General features: G+C 68.5%; 19 protein-coding genes. 9 read left to right on the forward strand and 10 right to left on the reverse strand.

Annotated elements, in window-relative coordinates:
- Positions 1-272 precede the first annotated feature (272 nt).
- The 3 genes from C8250_RS41605 (at position 273) to C8250_RS41615 (ending at position 3242) form a co-directional block, all read left to right on the forward strand.
- A complete protein-coding gene (locus tag C8250_RS41605; protein ID WP_138355328.1) occupies positions 273-683 on the forward strand; it encodes a DUF3291 domain-containing protein in 411 nt (136 codons plus the stop codon).
- A gap of 349 nt (positions 684-1032) precedes the next feature.
- Entirely contained in the window at positions 1033-1545 is a 513-nt protein-coding gene (locus tag C8250_RS41610) for a tetratricopeptide repeat protein (RefSeq protein WP_198358676.1), read from the forward strand.
- 812 nt (positions 1546-2357) lie between these two features.
- Positions 2358-3242, forward strand: a complete 885-nt coding sequence (locus tag C8250_RS41615) for a GNAT family N-acetyltransferase (RefSeq protein ID WP_138355329.1) — start codon at positions 2358-2360, stop codon at positions 3240-3242.
- 464 nt (positions 3243-3706) lie between these two features.
- Here C8250_RS41615 and C8250_RS41620 read toward each other — a convergent pair whose 3' ends face one another.
- Entirely contained in the window at positions 3707-4444 is a 738-nt protein-coding gene (locus C8250_RS41620) for a VOC family protein (RefSeq protein ID WP_138355330.1), read from the reverse strand.
- Between the two features lie 995 nt (positions 4445-5439).
- The gene (locus C8250_RS44245; RefSeq protein WP_232485874.1) at positions 5440-5907 is read right to left on the reverse strand and encodes a hypothetical protein; all 468 of its coding nucleotides are present in this window, start codon (positions 5905-5907) and stop codon (positions 5440-5442) included.
- On the opposite strand from C8250_RS44245, the gene C8250_RS41630 reads away from it, so the two are divergent.
- The gene (locus C8250_RS41630; protein ID WP_138355332.1) at positions 5897-6313 is read left to right on the forward strand and encodes a hypothetical protein; all 417 of its coding nucleotides are present in this window, start codon (positions 5897-5899) and stop codon (positions 6311-6313) included. The two genes, C8250_RS44245 and C8250_RS41630, sit on opposite strands and share 11 nt — an antisense overlap.
- Positions 6314-6477: 164 nt before the next feature.
- Here C8250_RS41630 and C8250_RS41635 read toward each other — a convergent pair whose 3' ends face one another.
- From C8250_RS41635 to lanKC, 4 genes are all read right to left on the reverse strand, one after another.
- A complete protein-coding gene (locus C8250_RS41635) occupies positions 6478-7203 on the reverse strand; it encodes a PIG-L family deacetylase (RefSeq protein ID WP_138355333.1) in 726 nt (241 codons plus the stop codon).
- A gap of 243 nt (positions 7204-7446) precedes the next feature.
- Positions 7447-7944 (reverse strand): pyridoxamine 5'-phosphate oxidase family protein, encoded by a 498-nt coding sequence (locus C8250_RS41640; RefSeq protein WP_138355334.1) that lies wholly within the window; start codon positions 7942-7944, stop codon positions 7447-7449.
- Positions 7945-8406: 462 nt separating this feature from the next.
- Positions 8407-8535, reverse strand: coding sequence for a hypothetical protein (locus C8250_RS44610; RefSeq protein ID WP_269287099.1), 129 nt, complete (start codon positions 8533-8535; stop codon positions 8407-8409).
- Positions 8536-8547: 12 nt separating this feature from the next.
- Positions 8548-11148 carry a class III lanthionine synthetase LanKC gene (gene lanKC / locus C8250_RS41645; RefSeq protein ID WP_138355335.1) on the reverse strand — a complete coding sequence of 867 codons (2601 nt, stop codon included), beginning with the start codon at positions 11146-11148 and terminating at the stop codon, positions 8548-8550.
- Positions 11149-12309: 1161 nt separating this feature from the next.
- Between lanKC and C8250_RS41650 the strand changes: the two genes are divergently transcribed.
- A complete protein-coding gene (locus C8250_RS41650) occupies positions 12310-12660 on the forward strand; it encodes a hypothetical protein (RefSeq protein WP_138355336.1) in 351 nt (116 codons plus the stop codon).
- A gap of 80 nt (positions 12661-12740) precedes the next feature.
- Here the strand turns inward: C8250_RS41650 and C8250_RS41655 are convergent, their stop codons facing one another.
- The 3 genes from C8250_RS41655 to C8250_RS41665 form a co-directional block, all read right to left on the reverse strand.
- A complete protein-coding gene (locus C8250_RS41655; protein WP_306665041.1) occupies positions 12741-12998 on the reverse strand; it encodes a hypothetical protein in 258 nt (85 codons plus the stop codon).
- Positions 12999-13077: 79 nt separating this feature from the next.
- On the reverse strand, positions 13078-13833 hold the full coding sequence (locus C8250_RS41660) for an NAD(P)-binding domain-containing protein (RefSeq protein WP_307811561.1): 756 nt from the start codon (positions 13831-13833) through the stop codon (positions 13078-13080).
- A complete protein-coding gene (locus C8250_RS41665) occupies positions 13754-14566 on the reverse strand; it encodes an inositol monophosphatase family protein (RefSeq protein WP_138355338.1) in 813 nt (270 codons plus the stop codon). The genes C8250_RS41660 and C8250_RS41665 overlap by 80 nt, the downstream gene beginning before the upstream one ends.
- A gap of 123 nt (positions 14567-14689) precedes the next feature.
- On the opposite strand from C8250_RS41665, the gene C8250_RS41670 reads away from it, so the two are divergent.
- The 4 genes from C8250_RS41670 (at position 14690) to C8250_RS41685 (ending at position 19655) form a co-directional block, all read left to right on the forward strand.
- Positions 14690-15622 carry a LysR family transcriptional regulator gene (locus C8250_RS41670; protein ID WP_138355339.1) on the forward strand — a complete coding sequence of 311 codons (933 nt, stop codon included), beginning with the start codon at positions 14690-14692 and terminating at the stop codon, positions 15620-15622.
- Between the two features lie 858 nt (positions 15623-16480).
- On the forward strand, positions 16481-17836 hold the full coding sequence (locus C8250_RS41675) for a radical SAM protein (protein ID WP_138355340.1): 1356 nt from the start codon (positions 16481-16483) through the stop codon (positions 17834-17836).
- Entirely contained in the window at positions 17833-18849 is a 1017-nt protein-coding gene (locus C8250_RS41680; RefSeq protein WP_138355341.1) for an aminotransferase class I/II-fold pyridoxal phosphate-dependent enzyme, read from the forward strand. Before C8250_RS41675 ends, C8250_RS41680 begins: the two co-directional genes overlap by 4 nt.
- Entirely contained in the window at positions 18846-19655 is an 810-nt protein-coding gene (locus C8250_RS41685) for a class I SAM-dependent methyltransferase (RefSeq protein ID WP_138355342.1), read from the forward strand. The genes C8250_RS41680 and C8250_RS41685 overlap by 4 nt, the downstream gene beginning before the upstream one ends.
- Here the strand turns inward: C8250_RS41685 and C8250_RS44250 are convergent.
- The gene (locus C8250_RS44250; protein ID WP_269287104.1) at positions 19544-20101 is read right to left on the reverse strand and encodes an rRNA adenine N-6-methyltransferase family protein; all 558 of its coding nucleotides are present in this window, start codon (positions 20099-20101) and stop codon (positions 19544-19546) included. The genes C8250_RS41685 and C8250_RS44250 overlap by 112 nt on opposite strands.
- Positions 20102-20118 lie beyond the last annotated feature (17 nt).

Genomic DNA, 20118 nt, shown 5'->3' on the forward strand with positions numbered 1-20118 from the left:
GTTCCGCCAGGGCATCCCCGCCGCTTCCCTTCTCGCCCTCGAACCTGGCCGCAATCGCACGGCGATGGGGGACTGAACATTCCACTCCGGGTCCGTGGGCGGCGACTCGCTCACCGCCAGCAACCGGGACCGGGCCGGACTGGACCAAGACCTCGCGGCGGTCCGCTCCGGCGACACCTTCGTCATCCCCAACTCGACCGGCTCGCACGCTCCTTCCCTGACATCATCAGATTGCCCCGGCAAGCACGACGCCACTACCGAGGAGTACTTCAATGCCCACCTTGCGCTGGACCACCCCCAACTCTCCCGAAGGCCACGAATCCGCGCTGATCATGGCGTCGCGATTCGAGGTCCGGAGCCTTAAGGACGTGCCGCGGTTCTTCCTCAACTCGCTGGCGGCGTGGCGCCAGGTCCGCAAAGCTCCAGGCTGCTTCGGCGCCTCGCTCGTCGCCCGGCCCGTCAAGCGGACGTTCCAGACACTGTCCGCATGGGAGAGCCGTGAGCAGCTCATGACGTTCGTTCAGACGGAGCCGCACCGCTCCATCATGAAGGCGATGCGCTCCACGATGAGCGATTCCACGTTCGTGTTCTGGGACGCCTCCGTCGCGGATCTCCCGATCAGCTGGGCCGAGGCCGAACGACGACTCGACGAAATGGCGACCAAGGAAGCCCAGGAGCGCTGACCAGCTGATGCGTCCTGCCCGCAGCCACGTCCACTGACCGTCCGGACAAGATCGTCCAGCCACGCCGTTGGCGGTCTCGGGCGCGGCCAGCTCCGGCAGGCACTGCGCATGGACGAGCTGACTCAGCTCGAGGCGGTGTCATCGGGCTGACCGAAGTGGCAAAAGCCACCGCGGAGGACGCGGGACGCACTCCCGACCTGGCCGGGCGCGGACTGCGTGCCCACAACCCTGCCCAAAGCCAACTCGCCGGGGCACTGCCTGACAGAAGCCGGCAGAACACGTCCAACTGTCTGCGGACGAGGCTGCGATAGGGTCAGTTGATCACTCGTACACATGGGGAGCTGCAGTAGTGACGACCGACGTGACACCCGAACTGGCCGAGGCGATCCAGCGTGGCTACGACCAGCGCGACCGGGCGAACATGGCGCCGACGATCGCGTACTTCCAGGCGCTGCTCGCCGAACACCCCGACCACCCAGTCCTTGTATACGAGGTGGGTGGCGCCTACGACACCGCGGGCCTGGAAGAGACCGCCCGCGGCTACTACGAGCGGGCCCTCGCCCTCGGCCTCGACGGTGACGCCCTGCGCCGGTGCCTGTGCCAGTACGCCAGCACCCTGAGGTGGCTGGGCGAGCTGGACACGTCGCTCGTGGTGCTCGACCGCGCCCGCAGGGAGTTCCCCGACTCCGACTCCGTACGCGTCTTCCGCGCCCTGACCCTCAACGATGCCCAGCGGCCGGACGAGGCGGTGGCCGAGTTGCTCACCGTCGTCACCGGGCACGCCGAGGTCACCGACCTCGGGCGGTGGGCGGTCGGGCTGAGCGGCCTCGCCCAGTGGCTCGCCGACGGCCGCCCCGAATAGGAAGCGTCCCCCTGCGCAAGGCCGGCGGGATGCTGAGCGGGCGCGAAGCTGCCGGTTTCGAGGAGTCAGGGCCCGCCGCCTGGCCCGCCCCCTGCCACAGGGCCAGCAGGCACCCATCCGTCTCGCTGCCTGACCTTGATGCCCCGCTGCCGTCCACCTCACCGTCCATCGGCGCCCAACCGAACGGCAACCGGCGGAGCACAGCTCGCCGCCTGGGGCGTTTCGTGGCCAGCACCCGGCTGACCGAGCGCTGGAGAGCCGCACGCCAAGCCAGCGCGCCGCCGCCCCTGCCCCGCCCCGGCCGACTTCACGCAGGAGACACTCGACTTGGGCTGACCCTACGACAGCGAGGCCGGACAGGATCCGAACGGCGGCTTCCCACCTCGTCCCCGCGCGCTGAAGTGGTGCCCGCCCTGCCGGATGTCCCGGCCGGGCTCGCGAGGGAGGAACTGGTGGAGACCTTCGAGACGGGGCAAACGGTCGTTCGGCGTGACGTACACCGCTCCGGGCGGGTGTGGAGTGAACAGGCGCTACGGGTCCTCGCCGACACGGGCGAGGCGCTGGTGACCGCGTGCCCGCCCGGGACTCAGGCCCGCTGGCCCACCCCGGGCCGGGCCCTTCGCCGACGCCGACCAGTGGGCGGCCTGGCGCTGGAACCCCGGCTGGCCGCCGCCATGTCTGCCCCAGTGCGAGGGAGCCATTGAGCACGGAGCACGGATCACTGACACCACCCCAACCGGTGTGCGCGTTGCACCGCACGACGCACCGCCCCCACCTGGACAAAAGGGATCCACCCGGCCAGGGTCGTATCCGTGAGCACCCCTCTTGGCGTCACGCTGCGCCCGTACACCCCGGCTGATCAGACCGCTGTTCTCCACTTGATCAACGCCGACCGCCTCCCTGGCCAGCCGCCGACCACTCCCGCGATGCTCCATCAGGCGCTGGAGGGCCGCTCGCCAGTAGATGCGCAGTGGTGGGCCGCACTGGACCAGCCCACCACCGAGGTGGTCGTGGAGGACACCGGGGCCGTCTTCGGCGTGGTGTCCTACGCCGTCCGGCCCAAGGACGACACGGGGGTGATCCTGTGGCTGCATTGCGGGGAGGCCGCCCGGACCGCCGACCTGCTGATCCGGCGCGCGGTCGCCGCACTGGCGCCGCGCCCGGTCCAGGCGTTCCAGATCGCCTCCGCGCTGTCTCTGGGGCTGGAGGCGTTGCCGGTCCGGAACCGTGCGGTCACCGATGAGGCGTTGCGGCGGGCGGGGTTCACCGGCGAGCGGCTGTGGCGGTACCTGCGCGCCGCACTGCCCACCCCGGGCCTGCCTCACGCCGCCCACGTTCACATCGGCCGCGCCGACGACACGGGCAAGAACACCCGACGGCTGGAGATCCGCAACGGCCCCGACGTGGTCGCGGAGGCTGTGGTGGGCCCGCCCGTCCACGGCATCGGCGTCCTGTGGCGGATCGAAGTGGCCCCATCCGCACGCGGCCAAGGGCTGGGGCGCGCCCTGTTGGGCTCTGCCCTGGACGTGTTGACCGGGCTGGGCGCCACCGAGGTGATCCTGTACGTCGACGACGATGCTCCTGCCGGAGACGACCGAGACCGCACCGCAACGAACCGCCTCTACGATTCAGCAGGATTCATCGAGATCGACCAACTCCACTCCTACACGCTCGCACGCACTGGGCATCCGCGTTGAGGTCTCTCCGCATGGCATCCCGAAGAGACTGGTATGCCTCGTCGTAGCGCAGCCGGCCCGTGATGTACTCGTCGCTGGCCCGGCCGCATCCGTCGGCGACCACGTCGCGCAGGTCGCGGAGCCGGCGGAATGTGTCATCCGCCGGCCCGACGATGTAGCGAGGCGCGCAGATCGATACTTCGTAGCGCAGGGCTGTGCATGCTTCGAAGGATTCCCACACGGCACGCCCGCGCCGCTGCGGATCTGGGTCTGGCTCGCGCACAGCAACGCGACAGGTGTGCCGGGTCTGTGCCAGGGCCGCCAGGTAGGAGACGTAGAGGGAGCGGCGGCCCGCTCCTGGCCTTCCTGGCGTCCACTGACGCGCGCTGAATCACCCGGGGACACCGTCCCCCTCACCGGCGGCATGCGCTGACGCAACGCGGTCCTCGCCGCCGACCCGAAACGGCCGGAGCCGTTGCTCAAGGTCAGCGAGGGGAGAGGAGGCAGAACTCGTTGCCTTCCGGATCGGCCAGAACCGTCCAGGAGATCGCGGACCGGTCGATACCAGGGTCGGTGGCGCCCAGAGCGCGCAGTCGGGCTTCCTCTGCTCCCAGGTCGTCACCGGGGTAGGGGCACACGTCGAGGTGGACGCGGTTCCACACGCTCTTGGTATCGGGGGTGCGGAGGAACTCCAGGTAGGGCCCGACGCCCTTGGCGGAACGCATGGTCGCATGGTCGTCGGTGACCTCGTGCAGCGTCCAGTCCATCGTCTCGCCCCAGAACCGGGCCATCCCTCGTGGGTCGGTGCAGTCGACCACCACCGCGGCGATCGGCCCGGTGTCCTGGTAGATCGGACGGGGCTCCAGGACGCAGAACTCGTTGCCTTCCGGGTCGGCCATGACCGTCCAGGGGACGTCACCCTGACCCACGTCGGCGAGCGTCGCGCCGAGATCCTTCAGGCGCGCGACCAACTCCGCCTGATGGGCGGTCGAGGTGGTGGCCAGATCAAGGTGCACCCGGTTCTTCACCGTTTTGGGTTCCGGGCGGGCGACGATGTCGATGCAGACGGCCACGGGGTCGGGGTAGACGAAGCCCACGGGTTCGAGGTTGGTCACGCCAGGTCCCTCGCTGTCGACACCCCAACCGAGTGCCTCCGCCCAGAACCGGCCGAGCACGGAGTCGTCCTGGGCCTTCATATTAATCTGTACGAGTCTTGTTGCCATGTCTCAGATCCTAGAAGATGCCGCCCGACCGCCGTGATCCGACATGTGCTCGACCCGGTAGTGACCATGGTCGCCTCTTTCTGTGTCGCCGCGACCAGCCTGCAGGAGTTCCTCGAACGGATCGGCCAACGGTTCGCGAACCAGCCCGGATCATCGGCCGAGGCGCAGAACCGGCATCCCGTTGCCTTGAGGCGATCTCGGTCGTCGGATGACGTCATTTCTGGTGGACATCCGGAGCACACAAGATCGCCGGCTGCTGCCCAAACCCTTGACCAATCGCTGCTACTTCACGGGTTCTGGCTCAGCTTCTGCGCTCTGTCGCTATTTTGGGGGTGGTTGGGCATCAATTCTGTGTGATGGGTGGGGTCCGCATCGCGGACGTTCTGCTGCCAGGTGTCGAGGTTCGGATCGATCGAGTGACACTCACGGAGACGGAGGTCCGGCTCGCCGTAAGGTCTCAGGCCGCGTCGGCAGCATGTCCCGACTATGGACGGCGATCCGCGAGGGTGCACTGCTACTACCCGCGGACTCTGGCGGATCGTCCGGTGGCAGGCAAGCGTGTACGACTTGAACTTCAGGCCCGCCGACTCCTGTGTGACAACGATCAGTGTGACCGCCGCACTTTCACCGAGCAGATACCGGCCCTGACGCGTCGGTACGCACGCCGCACGGACGCTCTCACCGCCCAGCTCGCCGACCTGGCCCTGTTCCTGGGCGGCAGGGCAGGAGCACGCCTGTCCGAACGCATGTCCATCGGCACCTGCAAGGACACCCTGCTCCGGTTCATCCGCGCCCTGCCACTCCCGTCCTCGGCCCATGTCCCGCTTCTCGGTGTCGACGAGTTCGCCCTGCGGCGCGGGCGGACCTACGCAACGATCCTCATCGACATGTCCACCCACCGCCCGATCGACGTTCTCGCTCGCGCCGCGAACACCTTCGCATCATGGCTGCGGAACCATCCCGAAGTGCGGATCATCTGCCGCGACCGTGCCGATTCATTCCGTGACGGAGCCCAGGCGGGCGCCCCGCAGGCCCAGCAGGTGGCCGACGCCTGGCACCTCCTGCACAATCTGGCCGAAGCAGTCGAACGCGTTGTAGGCCGACACCGTGCCGACCTGCGAGAACCTCTCACCTCCCATCACGATCAGACTGAAGACAGCCGGCCTCAGGAGAACCCAGACCACACGGAACTGGACATCCATGGACGGCCACGGCCTCTGGTCACCCGCACCCGTGAACGCCACCAGTAAATCCACGAACGCATCGAGCGCGGTGACAGCCTTCGCGCCATCGCACGACACGTGAACGGAGCCGGCCGTGCCTGTTACAGGACAGTGACACCGCGCCGACAACGCATTCGCGTGACGGAACATCTCTTCTGGTGAGAACCACGCCAATGGCATTTGTCTTGCCTTTGTGTGACAACCGACAGCTTCACTGGAGGGGACCACCATGATCGTCACCAAGCGGCACTCCCTGCGTATCGCCGTAGTCAGCGCCATCGCGGCAGCCTCCGTCGCTCTGGCAGGCACCGCCGCGATGGCCGCGACTCCGGCGACGGCCAGCACCTCCGTCGCGCAGAAGTCACTCGCCGCCAAGGCCACCATCAGTGCGAAGCCGTCGGTGGGCTCCGTCAAGGCGTGGCAGCTGTTCCGTGTCACCGGCACGACGACCGGCCTCAAGGCGGGCACCAAGGTGACCTTGCAGCAGAGGCAGGGCAGCAAGTGGGTCATGCTGCCCGCCTCCGTCCCCGTCGCGCGCAACGGCGCCTACTCGCTGGGCGTCAAGCTCGGCCTCAAGGGCAAGAACAGCCTGCGCATCGTCAGCGGGAACACGGCCTCCCCCGTCTTCAACGTGACGGTGCGCTAGTCCCCGGTGATCGACCTCGACTGTGCCCCGGCGCCGGATGCGCGCCGGGGCACAGTCACGTGCGGCAGGCGTGGAGCGGGTGGTCTGCGGCTATGGGACGTTCCAGGCGGAGATGACGGGCTGCTCGTCCTCGATGGCATGGCAAACGCTCCTTGATCCGGCAACTAGCGGGGGTAGACCTGGAACGTCACCGCTGGGACGCCCCCGAAGCGTGGGGCGGCCATGTCGAGCATGCCCTGGAGGAAGGACTGGGCGTAGTCCTTCGGGGACTGGTCGGAGAGCGCCGTGATGTACGCCCGGTGCTCCGCCAGTGAAGCCACCGCCCGCTCCGCTCCCGAAGGCGTGGCCTCCACCGCGTGCGTGGCCTGGGGGGACCCGGCCACAGCCACCCACCGCACGCCGTCCCACGGCGCGTCCGGCAGGTCGGGGAAGATCCAGCGGTTGCCCGCGTCGCCCGCCGCGTCGAGCGTGGCGCGGCCGACGATTCGGTGGTCGGGGGAGTTCCAGGCCGTGCCGCCCCAAGTGTCGTGGTGGTTGAGCGTGATGAGCAGCTCGGGCCGGTGCCTGCGCACCGCCGCGGCCAGGTCGCGGCGCAGTTCGAGGCCGTCCTGGATGACGCCGTCAGGGTGATCGAGGAATTCCACCGCCGTGACACCGACCACGGCCGCGCTGGCCCGCTGTTCGGCCTCGCGGATCCGGGCCGACTCCTTTGGCTCGAGGCCGTCGATCCCGGCCTCGCCGCGGGTGACCAGCAGATAGGTGATCTCGCGTCCCGCTGCGGTCCACTGGGCGATCGCCGCGGCGGCTCCGTACTCCAGGTCATCGGGGTGGGCGACGATGGCCAGTGCGCGCTGCCAGTCGTCGGGCATGGGTGTCAGTTGGTCCGTCATTTCCGCCACGTTAGGGCCTGTCCGGTCGAGTTGGAACCGGGATTGTGCCGCGGTGGTGCGGCGAGCCGCGATGTGCGGAGCCCGACGTGAGGGCCGGCAGCCGGTAGCGGAAGAGCGGACGCCGGTCGCTGCTCGAAACGAGCAGCATCGCAGGCGTTCGGATTCTTCGATGGAGCGGAGCCTCGGCCCATTTCCTGATCTCGTACCGCAGAACTGCCACGCCGTTTTGCGAAGGCGGTGATCTCAGGTGCACTGACGTTCGGCGCGCTGTCGGATCAGCTCCTCGACGGCGGTGGGCAGGGTGGTTTCGAAGTCGATGAGTTTCGCCCAGGTCGGGGTGATGACGATGCGGACCATGCCGTCGTAGAGGGAGCGGACCTCGGCCTCCCACTCGGTGCGCTGCTCGGGTGTCATCGCGTAGCTGCCGTTCATCTGGAGATACTCCTCCGGGATGCCGTCGACGACGTCCAGCTCGGCCCGCCCGCGCAGGAGCAGGATCTTCGGTGGGTGGACCTCGGTGTCGATGGTCAGGGCAACGATCGGGTTCTTGCGCAGTGCGGGCAGTTTCGCGGCGTTCTTCGTGGTGCACAGGACGATCTGCGAGCCGTTCCAGGTGAACGCGATCGGGATACTGCGTGGGGTGCCGTCCGTGGCGACGTAGGCCAGCCGGGTCAGGTCGCGGGCCAGCAGATCCTGGCTGATCGGGCGGTTCAGGATCTCGGTGATCTGGGTCGGCTGCATGGTGATCGCTCCTTCGTCGAGGTCGTGGAGCGGCCGGTTCGCGGCCTCTCGTGCCCCTGGGACGGAGCCGGCCGCACGTTCTCGACATCCCGCGCACGAATTCTCCTGGAGGCGGCCGCGCAGGAGTACGCCGTCTACGGTCGGAGCCTGGGGGAGGTGTACTGGCAATGCGTGCCGCTCCGTCGGTTCAGCGCGCGCCGCTGGCAGGCCCAGGGCCACAGCGATGTGGGAACGGCGCCGCCGCATCGCCGAGGACGGCGGTGCCCGCCTGCTCGTGGACCTGGCCGAACTGGCCCGCCCACAGGTCATGACAGATACCGCCGGGATCACGGCGGACCTGGCGGACCACGGCCGTACGGGCACGCCCGACGCTGGAAGCCGGTGTGCCCGGTGCATGCTGCCCGATGCGCTGTTGATGGAGGAAGGAGCGGACCGTCGGGCATGCCGACGGTCCGCCACCGATCACATGGTGGTGGTGGTCGGGTTGGTCCACAGGCTTTCGTGGATGCTGAAGCAGGGGGGCCAGAAGGCCCCTTCCTGTTCGGCGTCGACCTCGACGGTGAGTTCCTGCAGAGCGAGAATCTGGTTCATACCGGCGTTCCTTCACTTTCGAGAGGGGACCTCAGGGTGGATGGGATGCCCGTGGTCCAAGGTGAACAACTCGTCCTCGGGGCCGTGCAGGACACGTTGCAGTGCCAGAAGCACTCCTGCGGCGCCCCAAGTCAGGTCGGCGGTGCATCGCATGCCGCCCGCGCCGAGGTAGCGGACACCCTGGCCATGGGGCTGGGCGTGTTTCAGCAGTCCGGTGGCGACCCGTACGGCGGCTTCACGGTCGGTCGGCCGGCCGGTCAGTTCGGCGTGCTCGGCGAGAAAGTAGGTCAGCCCGGCAAGTCCTGTGGACCAGCCCGGTTCCATGGCGCAGGTCTTCCTGGCATCGGCGACGAGCAGCGGCAGTGCCGCGACGCAGCGGTCGTCCGGCGAGGTCGCCACATAGCGGGTGAGGACCGTAGCCACGCCCGCCGAGCCGACGGACAGGTAGGGCATGGCACGCCTGATCACGGCATTGTCGGCGAAGGACAGGCCTCCGTCGGGCAACTGGAGCGCGCGGTCGAGTTCTTCGTGGATCAGGTGACGGCCTGCTGTGAGGTAGGAGGTCCGACCTGTTGCGTCGGCCAGTTGGTGCAGGAAGAGGGCAAGGCCGGAGCGGCCGTGGAACAGCCCTCTGGCGTCGTGGTCGCCGAGGGTCGGCACCAGGTCGGTGGTGCGCACGATCGCGTCTCCGGCTGCCGCGGCCAGCTCCAGGTGCCGGTTGTCGCGTGTGCGCCGGTGCAGGGCCAGCCAGCTCAGGCCGATTCCGGCCCGGCCGTCGGCCAGTGTGGTGGAGGTGCGGGTCAGGGGATGGTTCTCGGCGGTCTGCAGGAGTTCGGTCGCCTCGTCCAGGCGGCCGAGCTGCGCCAGGACCCGGGCGATGCCTGCTGATCCCGCGTTCAGGCCGGGTGGCAGTTCATCGCGCAGTGCCAGGGAGTCGACCAGTAATCGCTTCTCGATCTCCTCAGGGATGGGCACGCCCGCCCGGTGCAGGGCGTGTACCACCCCCGAGGTTCCGTAGGCAACGCCGACGGTGTTGGTGTGGAATGCCTGGGGTGAGGGTGGGAAGACCCAGTCGGATCGACGGGTGTCGGCCGCATCGAGCAGTCCGATGGCTACCCTCGCGGCGAGATCGGCGAGGCAGCCTTCGGGATCGGCGTCCACGTCGGACGGGTCGGGCAATGCCGCGGAACTGCCGCCGTCCGTACGCTGGAAGGCGGTCGCGCGAGCCCACAAGTCCGCCGGCACTGCCGCAGTGGCAGTCAGATCACGTCGCAACAGCGCGAGTTGGGACGATTGACGCTCCGCTGCTCCTTGGAGGGGTGGAGCGAAGAGGGACAGCGTGAGTGCGGCCATGGCGTACCGGTCGTGCAGGAGCGGGTCCGTGTCGGCGTCGGCGAGGCCGCGGGGGAGGGTGAACCCGGGGGTGCCCATGGCGGCCGCCGGCTGAGTCAGCGGTGTGGCGGCCTCGAAATCGATGAGTCTGGCCCGCAGGTCGGCGGTGACGATGACGTTGGCGGGACTGAGGTCCCCGAAGCGGTAGCCCCGGGAGTGAAGGTGGGAAAGGGACTCGTCCAGGCTGCGCAGGATTTGGCGGCAGGCCTTGAAGTAGCTCGCGGAGTCGCGGTTGGGCCACTCGGCCTTGGTGGTGGGTGAGTTCCGTGCCACCCAATGGTGCAGCGAGATGCCGTCGACGAACTCTGTGACCAGGAAGTCGTGTTCCCACTCGGTGAAGTGGTCCAGGGGCTGCGGGCATACCCCGGGGGCCGCCGCGTGGACGGCGGTGAGGACGTCGTATTCGCGGCGCAGTCTCTGCCGCGCGCTGACGCCGTCCCAGGTATAGCCGTTGTGGGCGCGTGCTTCCTTGATGAAGACAGCGCGTCCGGCGCGGCGGTCCACCGCCTGATATGCCCCTCCGGCGTTGCTGGGCTGCAGTACCTTGGCGATCTCGTAGTGGCGGATGACGATCGGCCCGGAGTGCGGTGCGGGCTCCTGGGCGACGAAGGGATCGGTGACGCCGTCGGGAAGGATGAACACGGGTCGGCGTTGGTCCGGCACGTCGCGTCCGAAGCCGTCACGGATGACCGGTTCTCTGCTGCCGTCCAGGCGTAGCCGGCTGCGGTGGCTGAACGCGCCGTAGCGGTAGTGGACGGTCCGAGAATCCCGGTAGCGGCGGTCGGACAGGATGTACGGGCCCTCCTCGCCCTCCAGCGCGGCCGAAAGGACGGCCAGGAGCCGGTGGGCCGTCTCGGTGTCCTGCGGGTAGAGGGCGCAGAACTTGCCGGCCTGTGCACGGTCCGCGTGCTTGTGGTGCAGTGCCAGGAAGAACTTCTGGGCGCTGACGTGCTTGAACGGCACCCGCTCAGCGAAGCAGGTATGTGCTACAGCGTCGAGGACGTCCTGTGTGCGGTCCAGGCGCGCGGACACATGGATCTTCCAGCCTTGAGCGGCCCGTCGGAGAGAGGGGTGGCTCCACGCCGTCCAGATGTCCTTGCCGGTGCTCAGCCATCCATCGGCCACCTGCGCAGGGGCGAGCCGCTGCCCGGTGTCGCTGATGGTTGCCAGCGGGGCGTAGAACTCCTGACCCGCAAGCGCCATACCGATGGCGTCGAGCAACGGATCCTCCTGAGGGTCGAACGAAGGTGGGCAGAGTGGCGGGTGGGAAGGATCTTTGGGAACCAGTGGCATGTCGTTCAGTGGCATGTCGTCCCAGGCCGAAGCACCCGGGCCGGAAGTGTGACGTCGTGTGCTCGATGCCGGGTCGCGGATCGGACGGCACCAGGCACGTCGGCTGCACGACGTCGGGAAAGGGGTGTCGACAGCGGGAGGACAGCCCTGCAGCTTTCTGCGATCACCCTCCTCACCACCCACCGGCCCTCCGCCGGCACCGAGGGATTGCGGCGCGCGCCGCAAGCCGGAAACGCAGACACGCGACGATCACTGTGCCGGAGCATGCGCCGACAGCGCATCCGTGAAAGCCCGTAGCCCCGCACGTAGACGGCGGGCCGGCCGGCCGAAGGTCGGCCCCCGTATCCCGCAGGGTTGCGCGCGGCCGGAGAGAAAGCCGGCCATCATCTGTCCGGAAGCCGACTTCGAGCTCTCGCAGAACCAAGCGTGCCCGCATAGCCTTCCGCTTCGCCGCCGCCAAACCATTGGACGAACTCTCCGGGAGCGCCGTCCATGCACCGAATCGCGCCCTCGTGGCCGTCAGCGTCAACGTCGAGATCGGCGACCGGGTCCCCGGAGACGCTGGGGGAACCGGGTTGCACCGGTACCTGCTGCGGCTTCCTGACCGTGAACGTGCAGCGGTTCGGGGAGATCGTGCAGTGGTCGGACCGGGAGGTTCCGTGGGAGTCTCACACCGCCGAGCCGCCGCACCCTCCGCCGGAGCTCCACTTCGACGCGGTTCAGTACGACGCCGAAGTGGCTCGCGCTGAGGGCCGGCGTGTACGGCCCGCGGTGATGATCCACGGCCGTCCGGACCTGCGGATCGGGCTGAGGAAAGCCATCGACGACAGGTCGCCACCGTGGTCCGTACTCTGCCTCCGGGCAGTTCCTTGGAAGTCGCTCGCACGGGGTGGATACCGCGGCGGGTGGGGGCGTTGATGCGGGGGGACGGCCGAAGGTCAGCGCATGGCTGTGGGGCTCGTGGGTAGGCAGGGGGACCAACGATTGCACCTTGGCCGCCGGCACGGTGAAACTGCGGCGGCGGACCTCGTGAGGAGTTTCAGCGGCGGACCCCTGCGGGTGGAGGGTGGCGGGGCCTACTGTGCCGTCATGAAGACTTCCGGCAAGAAGAAGCCCCTTTCCGAGGATCTGAAGGTGCTGGATGCCGACTTGGCCGTGGCCGCTGACATGATCGCCGGCAATGCGGCCACCAGTCTGCGCGACGGCCGGTGGGTGGATCTGGTCGTGGACTTGGTCGAGGCCAACCGGCGTACTCAGATCAGCCTGCACGAAGCGGTCGAGAAGGCGCTCGCGCACGGTCAGAGCTTCGAGTCCCTGGCAGCTGGATCCCATCTGTCGGCCGAGTATCTGCAGGAGGCGTACGAGCAGTTCGATCGTGCGGCGGTGGCACGACCTGGTCCCGATAAGGACGGCCGGGAGCCGTGGCGGGTCCTGGGTTGAGGGCCGTACCGTCGAAAGGCGTCCGAAAGCCAGCCCTCCCGTGGCGGGGGACGCCCGTGTCGTACGGCATGTTCAGAGGGCTAACAGTTCGTCCGGCGTAGGAGCAGGGTGACGAATCCGAGGGTGCCCCGGTAGCCGTGGAGCCAGGTGTGGCGGTGTTCGGCCGCTGCCTTGAGGGCTTCTCCGTTGTCGGGGTGCTCGGGGTGGTCCAGGGCCCACTGGGAGAGGCTTCCGGTCCAGGACCACTCGTAGTCGTCCCATACCTGGAGGGTGCTGACGCGTCGATCCGTTGACGGTCCATGGCGGCATCCTGCCCCTGCCTGCCGCGTGGGTCTCACGGTTTTTGGCAGGTAGTGGGGGACGCGCAGGGGCGGGAAGCGGATCGTTCAGGCTGGTGGATGGGGGTGGTGCGTGCTGTCAGCGTGTCAGGGAGACGGCGAAGGGCTGGAATCCATGGCGTCGCACGATGTGGGGGACCAGCAGGATGAGGGCTTCTGTGGCGCGGGCGGTAGTGATGCCGCCGAGGTTCTCGATCCATTCCGGCTGCCAGCCGAGGTCGCCGAGCAGGGCTCCGACGGTCTTCTTGGCGTGGTCGTCCTCGCCGGACAGGTAGACCGTTGGCGGTGTGGCCAGCGTATGTGGCGACGTCATGACCATGAAGAGCATGGTGTTGAGGGTCTTGACGACCCGGGTGTCGGGTAGGGCCTGCTGGAGGTTTTCGGCCAGGCTGCTGCCGGGGTAGACGAGGTCTCCCGGCAGTCCGTCGGCGGCATCGTGGGTGGCGTTGGAGACGTCGATGAGGATTTTGTCGGCGAGTTCGGTGCGCAGTTCCGTCAGTCGTTCCAGCGCGCTGTCGCCCGGGGTCGCGTTGATCACGATGTCGGCGGCGCGCGCGGTGGCGCGCTGGTCGGCGAACCGGATCGAGGGGTCCATGCCTGCCTCCTTGCCCGCTGCTGCCGCGTCGGGGGTGCGGTGGCCGAGGATGACGGTGTGTCCGGCGGCGGCGAGGGCACGGGCGAGGTTGCTGCCGACGCGCCCGGTGCCGAGAATGCCGATGGTGCTCATGGGGGACTCCTTGTGGTGGGAGGGCTGATCAGGCGAGCGGGGCGAGGACCGTGACGGCGGCGGCGTGAAGGCCGGGGGCCGCGGCCAGGAAATCAGGGCTGGCCAGATTCCAGGGCGCGCCGCTGATGTCGGTGACGGTGCCGCCGGCCTCGATGGCCAGAAGGGCGCCGGCCACCAGGCCGGAGCGGACGTCGGAGAACTGCCAGAAGGCGTCCATCCGTCCGGCGGCGAGGTGGATGAGTTGCAAGGTGGCGGGGACCGAGACCCGGACGACCAGGCCGTTGATCAGCATCGCGGTGACGGATTCGCCGATCTTGCGGAAGGTGTCGGCGTCCTCGCCGGGCTTGGCCTGGCCGGTGCCGACCAGGGCCGCGCCCAGGTCGGTCTTGGCCGACGCGCGCAGCACGGCGCCGTTGAGGTGGGCGCCCCTTCCCGCGATCGCGGTGTAGGTGTCGCCGGTCAGCGGAAGGTGGACCACGGTCAGGACCGGCTGGTTGTCGCGCACCAAGGTGGCGGTGACCGCCCAGTCGGGCATGCCGTGGACGTGGTTGATGTTGCCTTCGGCGGGATCGACGATCCACCACTCGCCGTCTGGCAGCGCCCCGCCGGCCAGTTCGTCCTCGGCCCACTGCGAGCCCGGCCTGGCCAGGAGCAGCGGCTCCCGCATGACTTTCAGGACCGCGTCGTCGTTGGCGTAGATCTCCTTCACGATCTCGTCGAGAGCCGTTCCGCGAGCGTGCGTGGTGAAGCGGTCGAGCAGTGTGTCGCCTGCGGTTCGAACGATGGAAGTGACCGTGGCCAACAGGGAGTTGTCGAGGTCGAAAGACGTGTCGAAGGACATGGGGTGCTCCTGAAGAGGAAGTGACCGAAGCGGCGATGGCCGCGGCCCTGGTGTCTGGTCTCGACCGTAGACCGACCACTGATTAACAACCAGTGCATGTTGGTCAGCTATATATTTACTCTCATGCACTTGGACTTGAACCTGCTCACGGCCTTGGACGCACTACTGGAAGAGGGCAGCGTGAGCGGCGCGGCGGCTCGCACCCATGTCACCGCCCCGGCGATGAGCCGCTCGCTGGGCCGTCTCCGCAAGGTCACCGGGGACCAGATCCTGGTCCGCTCCGGGCACACCATGGTCCCCACCACCTACGCTCTCGCCGTCCGAGCACAGGTCCACGACCTCGTGCAGCAGGCGCACGAGGTGCTGTCGCCGGACCGGGAGGTGGATCTGAGCACGCTCGAGCGCGTGTTCACGGTGCGCTGGCACGACGCCCTCGCCGACGCCTGCGGCCCGGCCCTGTTGGCAACGGTGCACCGCCAGGCCCCGGGCATCCGGCTGCGTTTCGTCGCCGAGCCCAGTGCCGACACCCCGGACCTGCGCCGGGGCGATGTGGACCTGGAGTCCGGCACCGGCACGCCCGCGGCGCCCGACGTCCGCCACCGGCAGATCGGGCAGGACCGCCTTGTCGTCGCGGTACGCCCAGGTCACCCCTTGGCCGGAGCACCGCTGACCGTCGAACGCTACGTTGCGGCCGAGCATGTCACCGTCTCGCGTCGTGGACGGCTGCGCGACCCGGTCGACGATGTCCTGGCCAGCCTCGGAATGGAGCGTGTGGTCGTCGCTGCGGCCCCAACAGCATCAACCGCCCTACGACTTGTCCACGGCACTGACCTGGTGGTATCCGTCCCCGAGGCCAGTACCCGAGCGGCGCGACGACAACTGGGCCTGCTGGCGCTGCCGGTCCCCATGCAACTGCCGCCGATCGGGCTGTACCTGGCCTGGCACCGGCGCCATGACAACGACCGGGCCCACACCTGGCTTCGCGAACAGGCCCGAACGGTCCTGCAAGCCCTGTTCGCGGAACCGACCACACCGGAACGGCAACCGACCCGATGAGCGGCGCTCGCGGCAATACGGAATCCACCGGACACGCGGTACGTGCCCCCCGGCCACGGCTCCCCTCTACAGCAGACACGGCTGAGAGGCCGACGACCGCCTCGCCCTGCAGGCCGGTGCCGACACGACCGGCACCGCAAGATGTTCCTTCTCCAGTACCACTTCGCGATGTTCCCCTGGAACGCGAGAACCGGATAGCAGGAACCCCTGCTGCGGCCGGCATACAGCCAGTGCATGCAGGTGCCCAGCCGTGGCAGGCCGGCTTCATGTTGATCCGAAAGGGCGATGCCGCGCAGGCGTCCTGAGGCCGTCCGTGCAGAACGGTGGCGGCCACGATGGCAGTATCCGGTGCTGAGGGTCCCCGGTGTCTCCGCGCGGACTCGTGCAGTGATCCTCCGGGTCGAAGACCGGCAGATGTGGCCCAACGCGGTCGCCCAGGCACTCTCGTGTTTCGAGTGGGCGGCGACGCGCTGGTGGTGGACCGGAATGCGGGAACGCTGACGGTCGCCGAGGTCGCCGCCCCTCCCTGGCTTCGGTGCCGAGGGCGATCAGCAGGTGAGACTTGCCGGTGCCGGTGCCGGTGCCGGTGCCGGAGTCGGAGTCGGAGTCGCGGATGAGGAAGAGCCGCAGGCTCTTCTTGGTCCATTCGCACTTGGCGAGGATACGGATCCGCGTAGGTCGCGATCACCGGGTCGTATCGGGTGTTGCGGCCAACCCGCATTGCCGTCCCCGACTGATAGCCCACAGTCAGTTCCTCGACCTCGCTGAGAGGTGTTCTGCCAGCGGGCCCCCTGCGGGTGGAGGGTGAAGGCGCCACATTGGCGGGAGTCTGGAGCGAGTTCCCACTGGGGCCTGTTCATGCATGATGACGGGATGAACCACAGTAACCAGCGCTTCCACGTCATCGTGCTGTCGAACTTCGCGAAGGGTTTCGACAAGTACGCGTTCGCATACGGTAAGGCGGGGATTCCGGAGAGTACCTATCCCGACAGGTTCCACCTGCTCACCCGTGCGGAGTTGGGAATCGGCATCGCCAAGGCGCGACGCTTGCTGGACCGTCTGGCCATTCCCGGCGACCGGGTGCTGGTGCTGGAAACCACGGTGGACCCCGACAAGCTGGTGTCCAACGTGTCGACCGGCCTCGGCATGGAACTGCACGAGGATCGCATCCGGTTGTCAGAAGTCCACGAGCTCGACCAAGTAGGCGACGAGTTCACTCTGCGCCCGACAACCGTCGAGGATGCGATGGCGGCCTCCCTGCACCTGCACGGATCGGCACAGCGTCGCTACGCCGACACGCGACCGCGCTCGGTTTCGCTTCTGCCGGTCGCCTCCGCCTGCCAAGCCCGGTGCTCGTTCTGCTTCTCCTCGGCTTCGATCTCCAGCGACCAAGCGCCGGCACGGGTCCCGTGGGACGCGGTCGCCCACTGGCTGGAGCGCGCCCGTGCGGCGGGTGCCGAGCGTGCAGTGATCACCGGCGGCGGGGAGCCCACGCTCATACCGTTCGAACAGCAGCTGCGACTGGTGTCCGCCTGCTCGGCGGCCTTCCCGAAGGTCGTCCTGATCACCAACGCGCACACCCTGGCGAAGGGCCGGCACGCTGACCGGGCCGGCCGCCTCGCAGCCCTGAGCGCCGCAGGCCTGAGCGTGCTGGCGGTCTCCCGGCACCATCAGGACGACGCCGTCAGCGAGCGGCTGATGATGCTGCGCACGCCGGTGGCCTCTGTGATCGACACCTGGCGCGTGGAACGTGACCGCTGGCCGGGGCTGCGGATGAGGCTGATCTGCGTGCTCCAGCACGGCGGCGTCGCCGACGCGGCCGACGTCGCCGACTACCTTTCGTGGGCCGCGGCTCTCGGTGTCGAGGAGGTCTGCTTCAAAGAGCTCTACGTATCCACCAGCACCGAGTCGCTCTACTTCGACCGCGCCGCCAACGTCTGGAGCCGAGAGCACCAGGTTTCGCTGTCCATCGTTACCCGGTTCGCCGAGCGGCACGGCCTCGAACTGGAGAGCCGCCTGCCCTGGGGCGCGCCGGTCTATCACGGCAGCTGGGACGGACGGCCGATGCGGATCGCCGCTTACACCGAACCCAGCCTGCTCTGGGAACGCACCAACGGAATCGCACGCAGTTGGAACGTCATGGCCGACGGACGCTGCTACGCCTCCCTGGAAGACCGGGCCAGCGAGATCGTGCCGGAAGGTGCAACGGCATGAGGTTCGACGAGTTCCAGGAATTCCGGCAGCGGCAACTCAGTGCTTCCTCGTCGCTTCTGGACGCCGCCGATACCAACGTGTACCGGGCGCTTGCTCCGATGCGACCGGAACCACCGACCGACATGACTACGGTGTACCGGTGCGATCTCGCCCGTGCCTGGCTGCGGCGCTTCGAGCTGCCGGAAGAGTGGTCCGGCCACGCCATGGTCTGTCGAGGGGTCCGGCACGGGCTCGGCGTGGTGTTCCATTGGCTGCGTGCCGTGCAAGCGCGGTTGTGGCTGCCCAGCGACGTGTACCCGGTTTACTTCGAGCTGGCCCGCGCTGCGGGCCTGGAGCCCGCGTCCTACCCGACGCTACCGGCGCCGGCCCTGCCGAGGTCGCCGGCGGACGACCGGCCCGAATACCTGCTGCTCGCCAACCCCAGTAAGCCGCTCGGCCGATACCTGTCCGATGGCGAGTGTGACGCGGTGATTTCGTGGTTGCTGGTATCACCACGCCGCCGCCTGCTGATCGACAGCGTCTACGACCTGGGAGCCCCGTTCGCCGCCGGCACACGGCGATTGCTGGACACCGGTCGTGCGGTCCTGCTGCATTCGGTCACCAAGGGATGGCTGTGGCCCCGCACGTTCGGCGTGGTCCTGCTGGGTCCGGGGCAAGTCGAATTGGCCGAGGCGTTCCGGGCGGATCCGCCGACGTCGGCACAGCTGAGGCTCGCCGGCCGTCTGCTGACCGAGCACAGCGACGTGCCCCGGCAGGTCGTCGACGAACTGGCCGCACGGGCTGAGCGGCTGTTCGAACGGTTGCCGGACGAAGTGCTCGGGGCGATTCCCACGGCGAGCCGGACGTGTCCCGGCAACTACTTCTTCCCGGTGGAAATCCCAGCGCAGACGCTCCAGCGCGAGTGCGGCGTGCTTGCCATGCCGGTCAGTGTGTTCGGGGAGAGCAGGTGGTCCGGCTCCGTCCTGACCAGCCTTGCTGACGCTTTCGGCCCGACGCCGGCGGTGGCACGATGAGACCACTGCAGGACCTGGCCGTATACGACGATGCGGACTTCTACGATCAGGAGTTCGCCGCGCGGACCCACGACATCCCGTTCTTCCTCGGCCAAGCGGTCCGGGCGGGCGGTCCGGTCCTGGAGGTGGCCTGCGGAACCGGGCGCATCACCCTGCCGATCGCGCGGGCGGGTATCGAGGTCACAGGGCTTGACATCATGCCCTCGATGCTCGCGCGTGCCCGTCAGCGGGCCGAGGACGAGCGACTGCCAGTCGAGTGGCTGGAACAGGACTGCCGAGACATCCGCTCCGACAGGCGCTTCGCCCTGGTGTTCTCGGCAACCAATGCGATGCAGCACCTGCACGACCTGGATTCCGTGGTCGCGTTCCTCACCTCGGCGCGAAACGTGCTGCGACCAGGAGGGACCCTGATCCTGGATGTGTTCAACCCCGACATGGCCAAGCTGTGCCGGCTCCCCGAGTCGCCCTACCACCACAAGTCGGTCGTGGACCGGGACGGGGCGAGGCTCGACGTGCGAGCGGCGACCAGCTACGACGCCGCCGCCCAAGTGCTGCGCTTCACGCTGGACTACCTACGCGACGGCGTGTGCGTACGCACCAAGAAGGTCAGCATGCGCTGCTTCTTTCCCGAGGAACTCTCGGCGCTCTGCCGGCTGGCCGGTCTCGACGTCGCGCAGCGCTACGGAGACTACGATCAATCCCCGTTCACGAGCACCTCGCCGAAGCAGCTCCTGCTCTGCCGCTCCCGAACCGCCAACGGCCAGATCGGCGATCCGCCGTCGGTACCGGTCATGCCTCCGAGCTGAGCCGGCACCACATTCCGGTCAACATGCCTGGTCGGGGGCCGCATGAGCGGTGATCCTCGTTGTCGTCGCCGCGTCCGGGTGCAGGGCGCGCGGGCCGGGTACCCCTGTTCCCCGTCAGCGGTCACCACGGCAGGGCGCAGGCCCCTTCCGGCGAGGGCGGTGCGAGCTCGGTCGGCGAGGTGGGGGTCGCTCTCGACGGTGACCAGACCGTCCGGGCGGACTCGATGGGCGAGGAGAGCGGTGCTGTAGCCCGAGCCGGTGCCGATCTCCAGCACCGTGTCGTCCGGCCCCGAGTCCAGGTGGTGCTCGTCGCGACGTCCGGCGCAATTCCGTCGGCCGGGGCCCGGGTCGGGCGAGGAGCCCCTGTGTGTGGCATGGATGGGCGAGCATGGGGTGGTCAGTCGCGGGGACGCTCCGGAGGTGGTGGCCGTGCTCAACGAGGTCAATGCGTTCTCGGCTTGGG

It is taken from the genome of Streptomyces sp. So13.3 (assembly GCF_005860785.2).
Lineage (GTDB): Bacteria > Actinomycetota > Actinomycetes > Streptomycetales > Streptomycetaceae > Actinacidiphila > Actinacidiphila fildesensis.

Bases quoted from the DNA above. Each gene is read 5' to 3' on its own strand.
- C8250_RS41605 (WP_138355328.1), top strand. From the start codon at position 273: ATGCCCACCTTGCGCTGGACCACCCCCAACTCTCCCGAAGGCCACGAA.
- C8250_RS41620 (WP_138355330.1), bottom strand. From the start codon at position 4,444: ATGGCAACAAGACTCGTACAGATTAATATGAAGGCCCAGGACGACTCC.
- C8250_RS41630 (WP_138355332.1), top strand. From the start codon at position 5,897: ATGATCGTCACCAAGCGGCACTCCCTGCGTATCGCCGTAGTCAGCGCC.
- C8250_RS41635 (WP_138355333.1), bottom strand. From the start codon at position 7,203: ATGACGGACCAACTGACACCCATGCCCGACGACTGGCAGCGCGCACTG.
- C8250_RS41640 (WP_138355334.1), bottom strand. From the start codon at position 7,944: ATGCAGCCGACCCAGATCACCGAGATCCTGAACCGCCCGATCAGCCAG.
- C8250_RS44610 (WP_269287099.1), bottom strand. From the start codon at position 8,535: ATGAACCAGATTCTCGCTCTGCAGGAACTCACCGTCGAGGTCGACGCC.
- C8250_RS41650 (WP_138355336.1), top strand. From the start codon at position 12,310: ATGAAGACTTCCGGCAAGAAGAAGCCCCTTTCCGAGGATCTGAAGGTG.
- C8250_RS41665 (WP_138355338.1), bottom strand. From the start codon at position 14,566: ATGTCCTTCGACACGTCTTTCGACCTCGACAACTCCCTGTTGGCCACG.
- C8250_RS41670 (WP_138355339.1), top strand. From the start codon at position 14,690: ATGCACTTGGACTTGAACCTGCTCACGGCCTTGGACGCACTACTGGAA.
- C8250_RS41675 (WP_138355340.1), top strand. From the start codon at position 16,481: ATGCATGATGACGGGATGAACCACAGTAACCAGCGCTTCCACGTCATC.
- C8250_RS41680 (WP_138355341.1), top strand. From the start codon at position 17,833: ATGAGGTTCGACGAGTTCCAGGAATTCCGGCAGCGGCAACTCAGTGCT.
- C8250_RS41685 (WP_138355342.1), top strand. From the start codon at position 18,846: ATGAGACCACTGCAGGACCTGGCCGTATACGACGATGCGGACTTCTAC.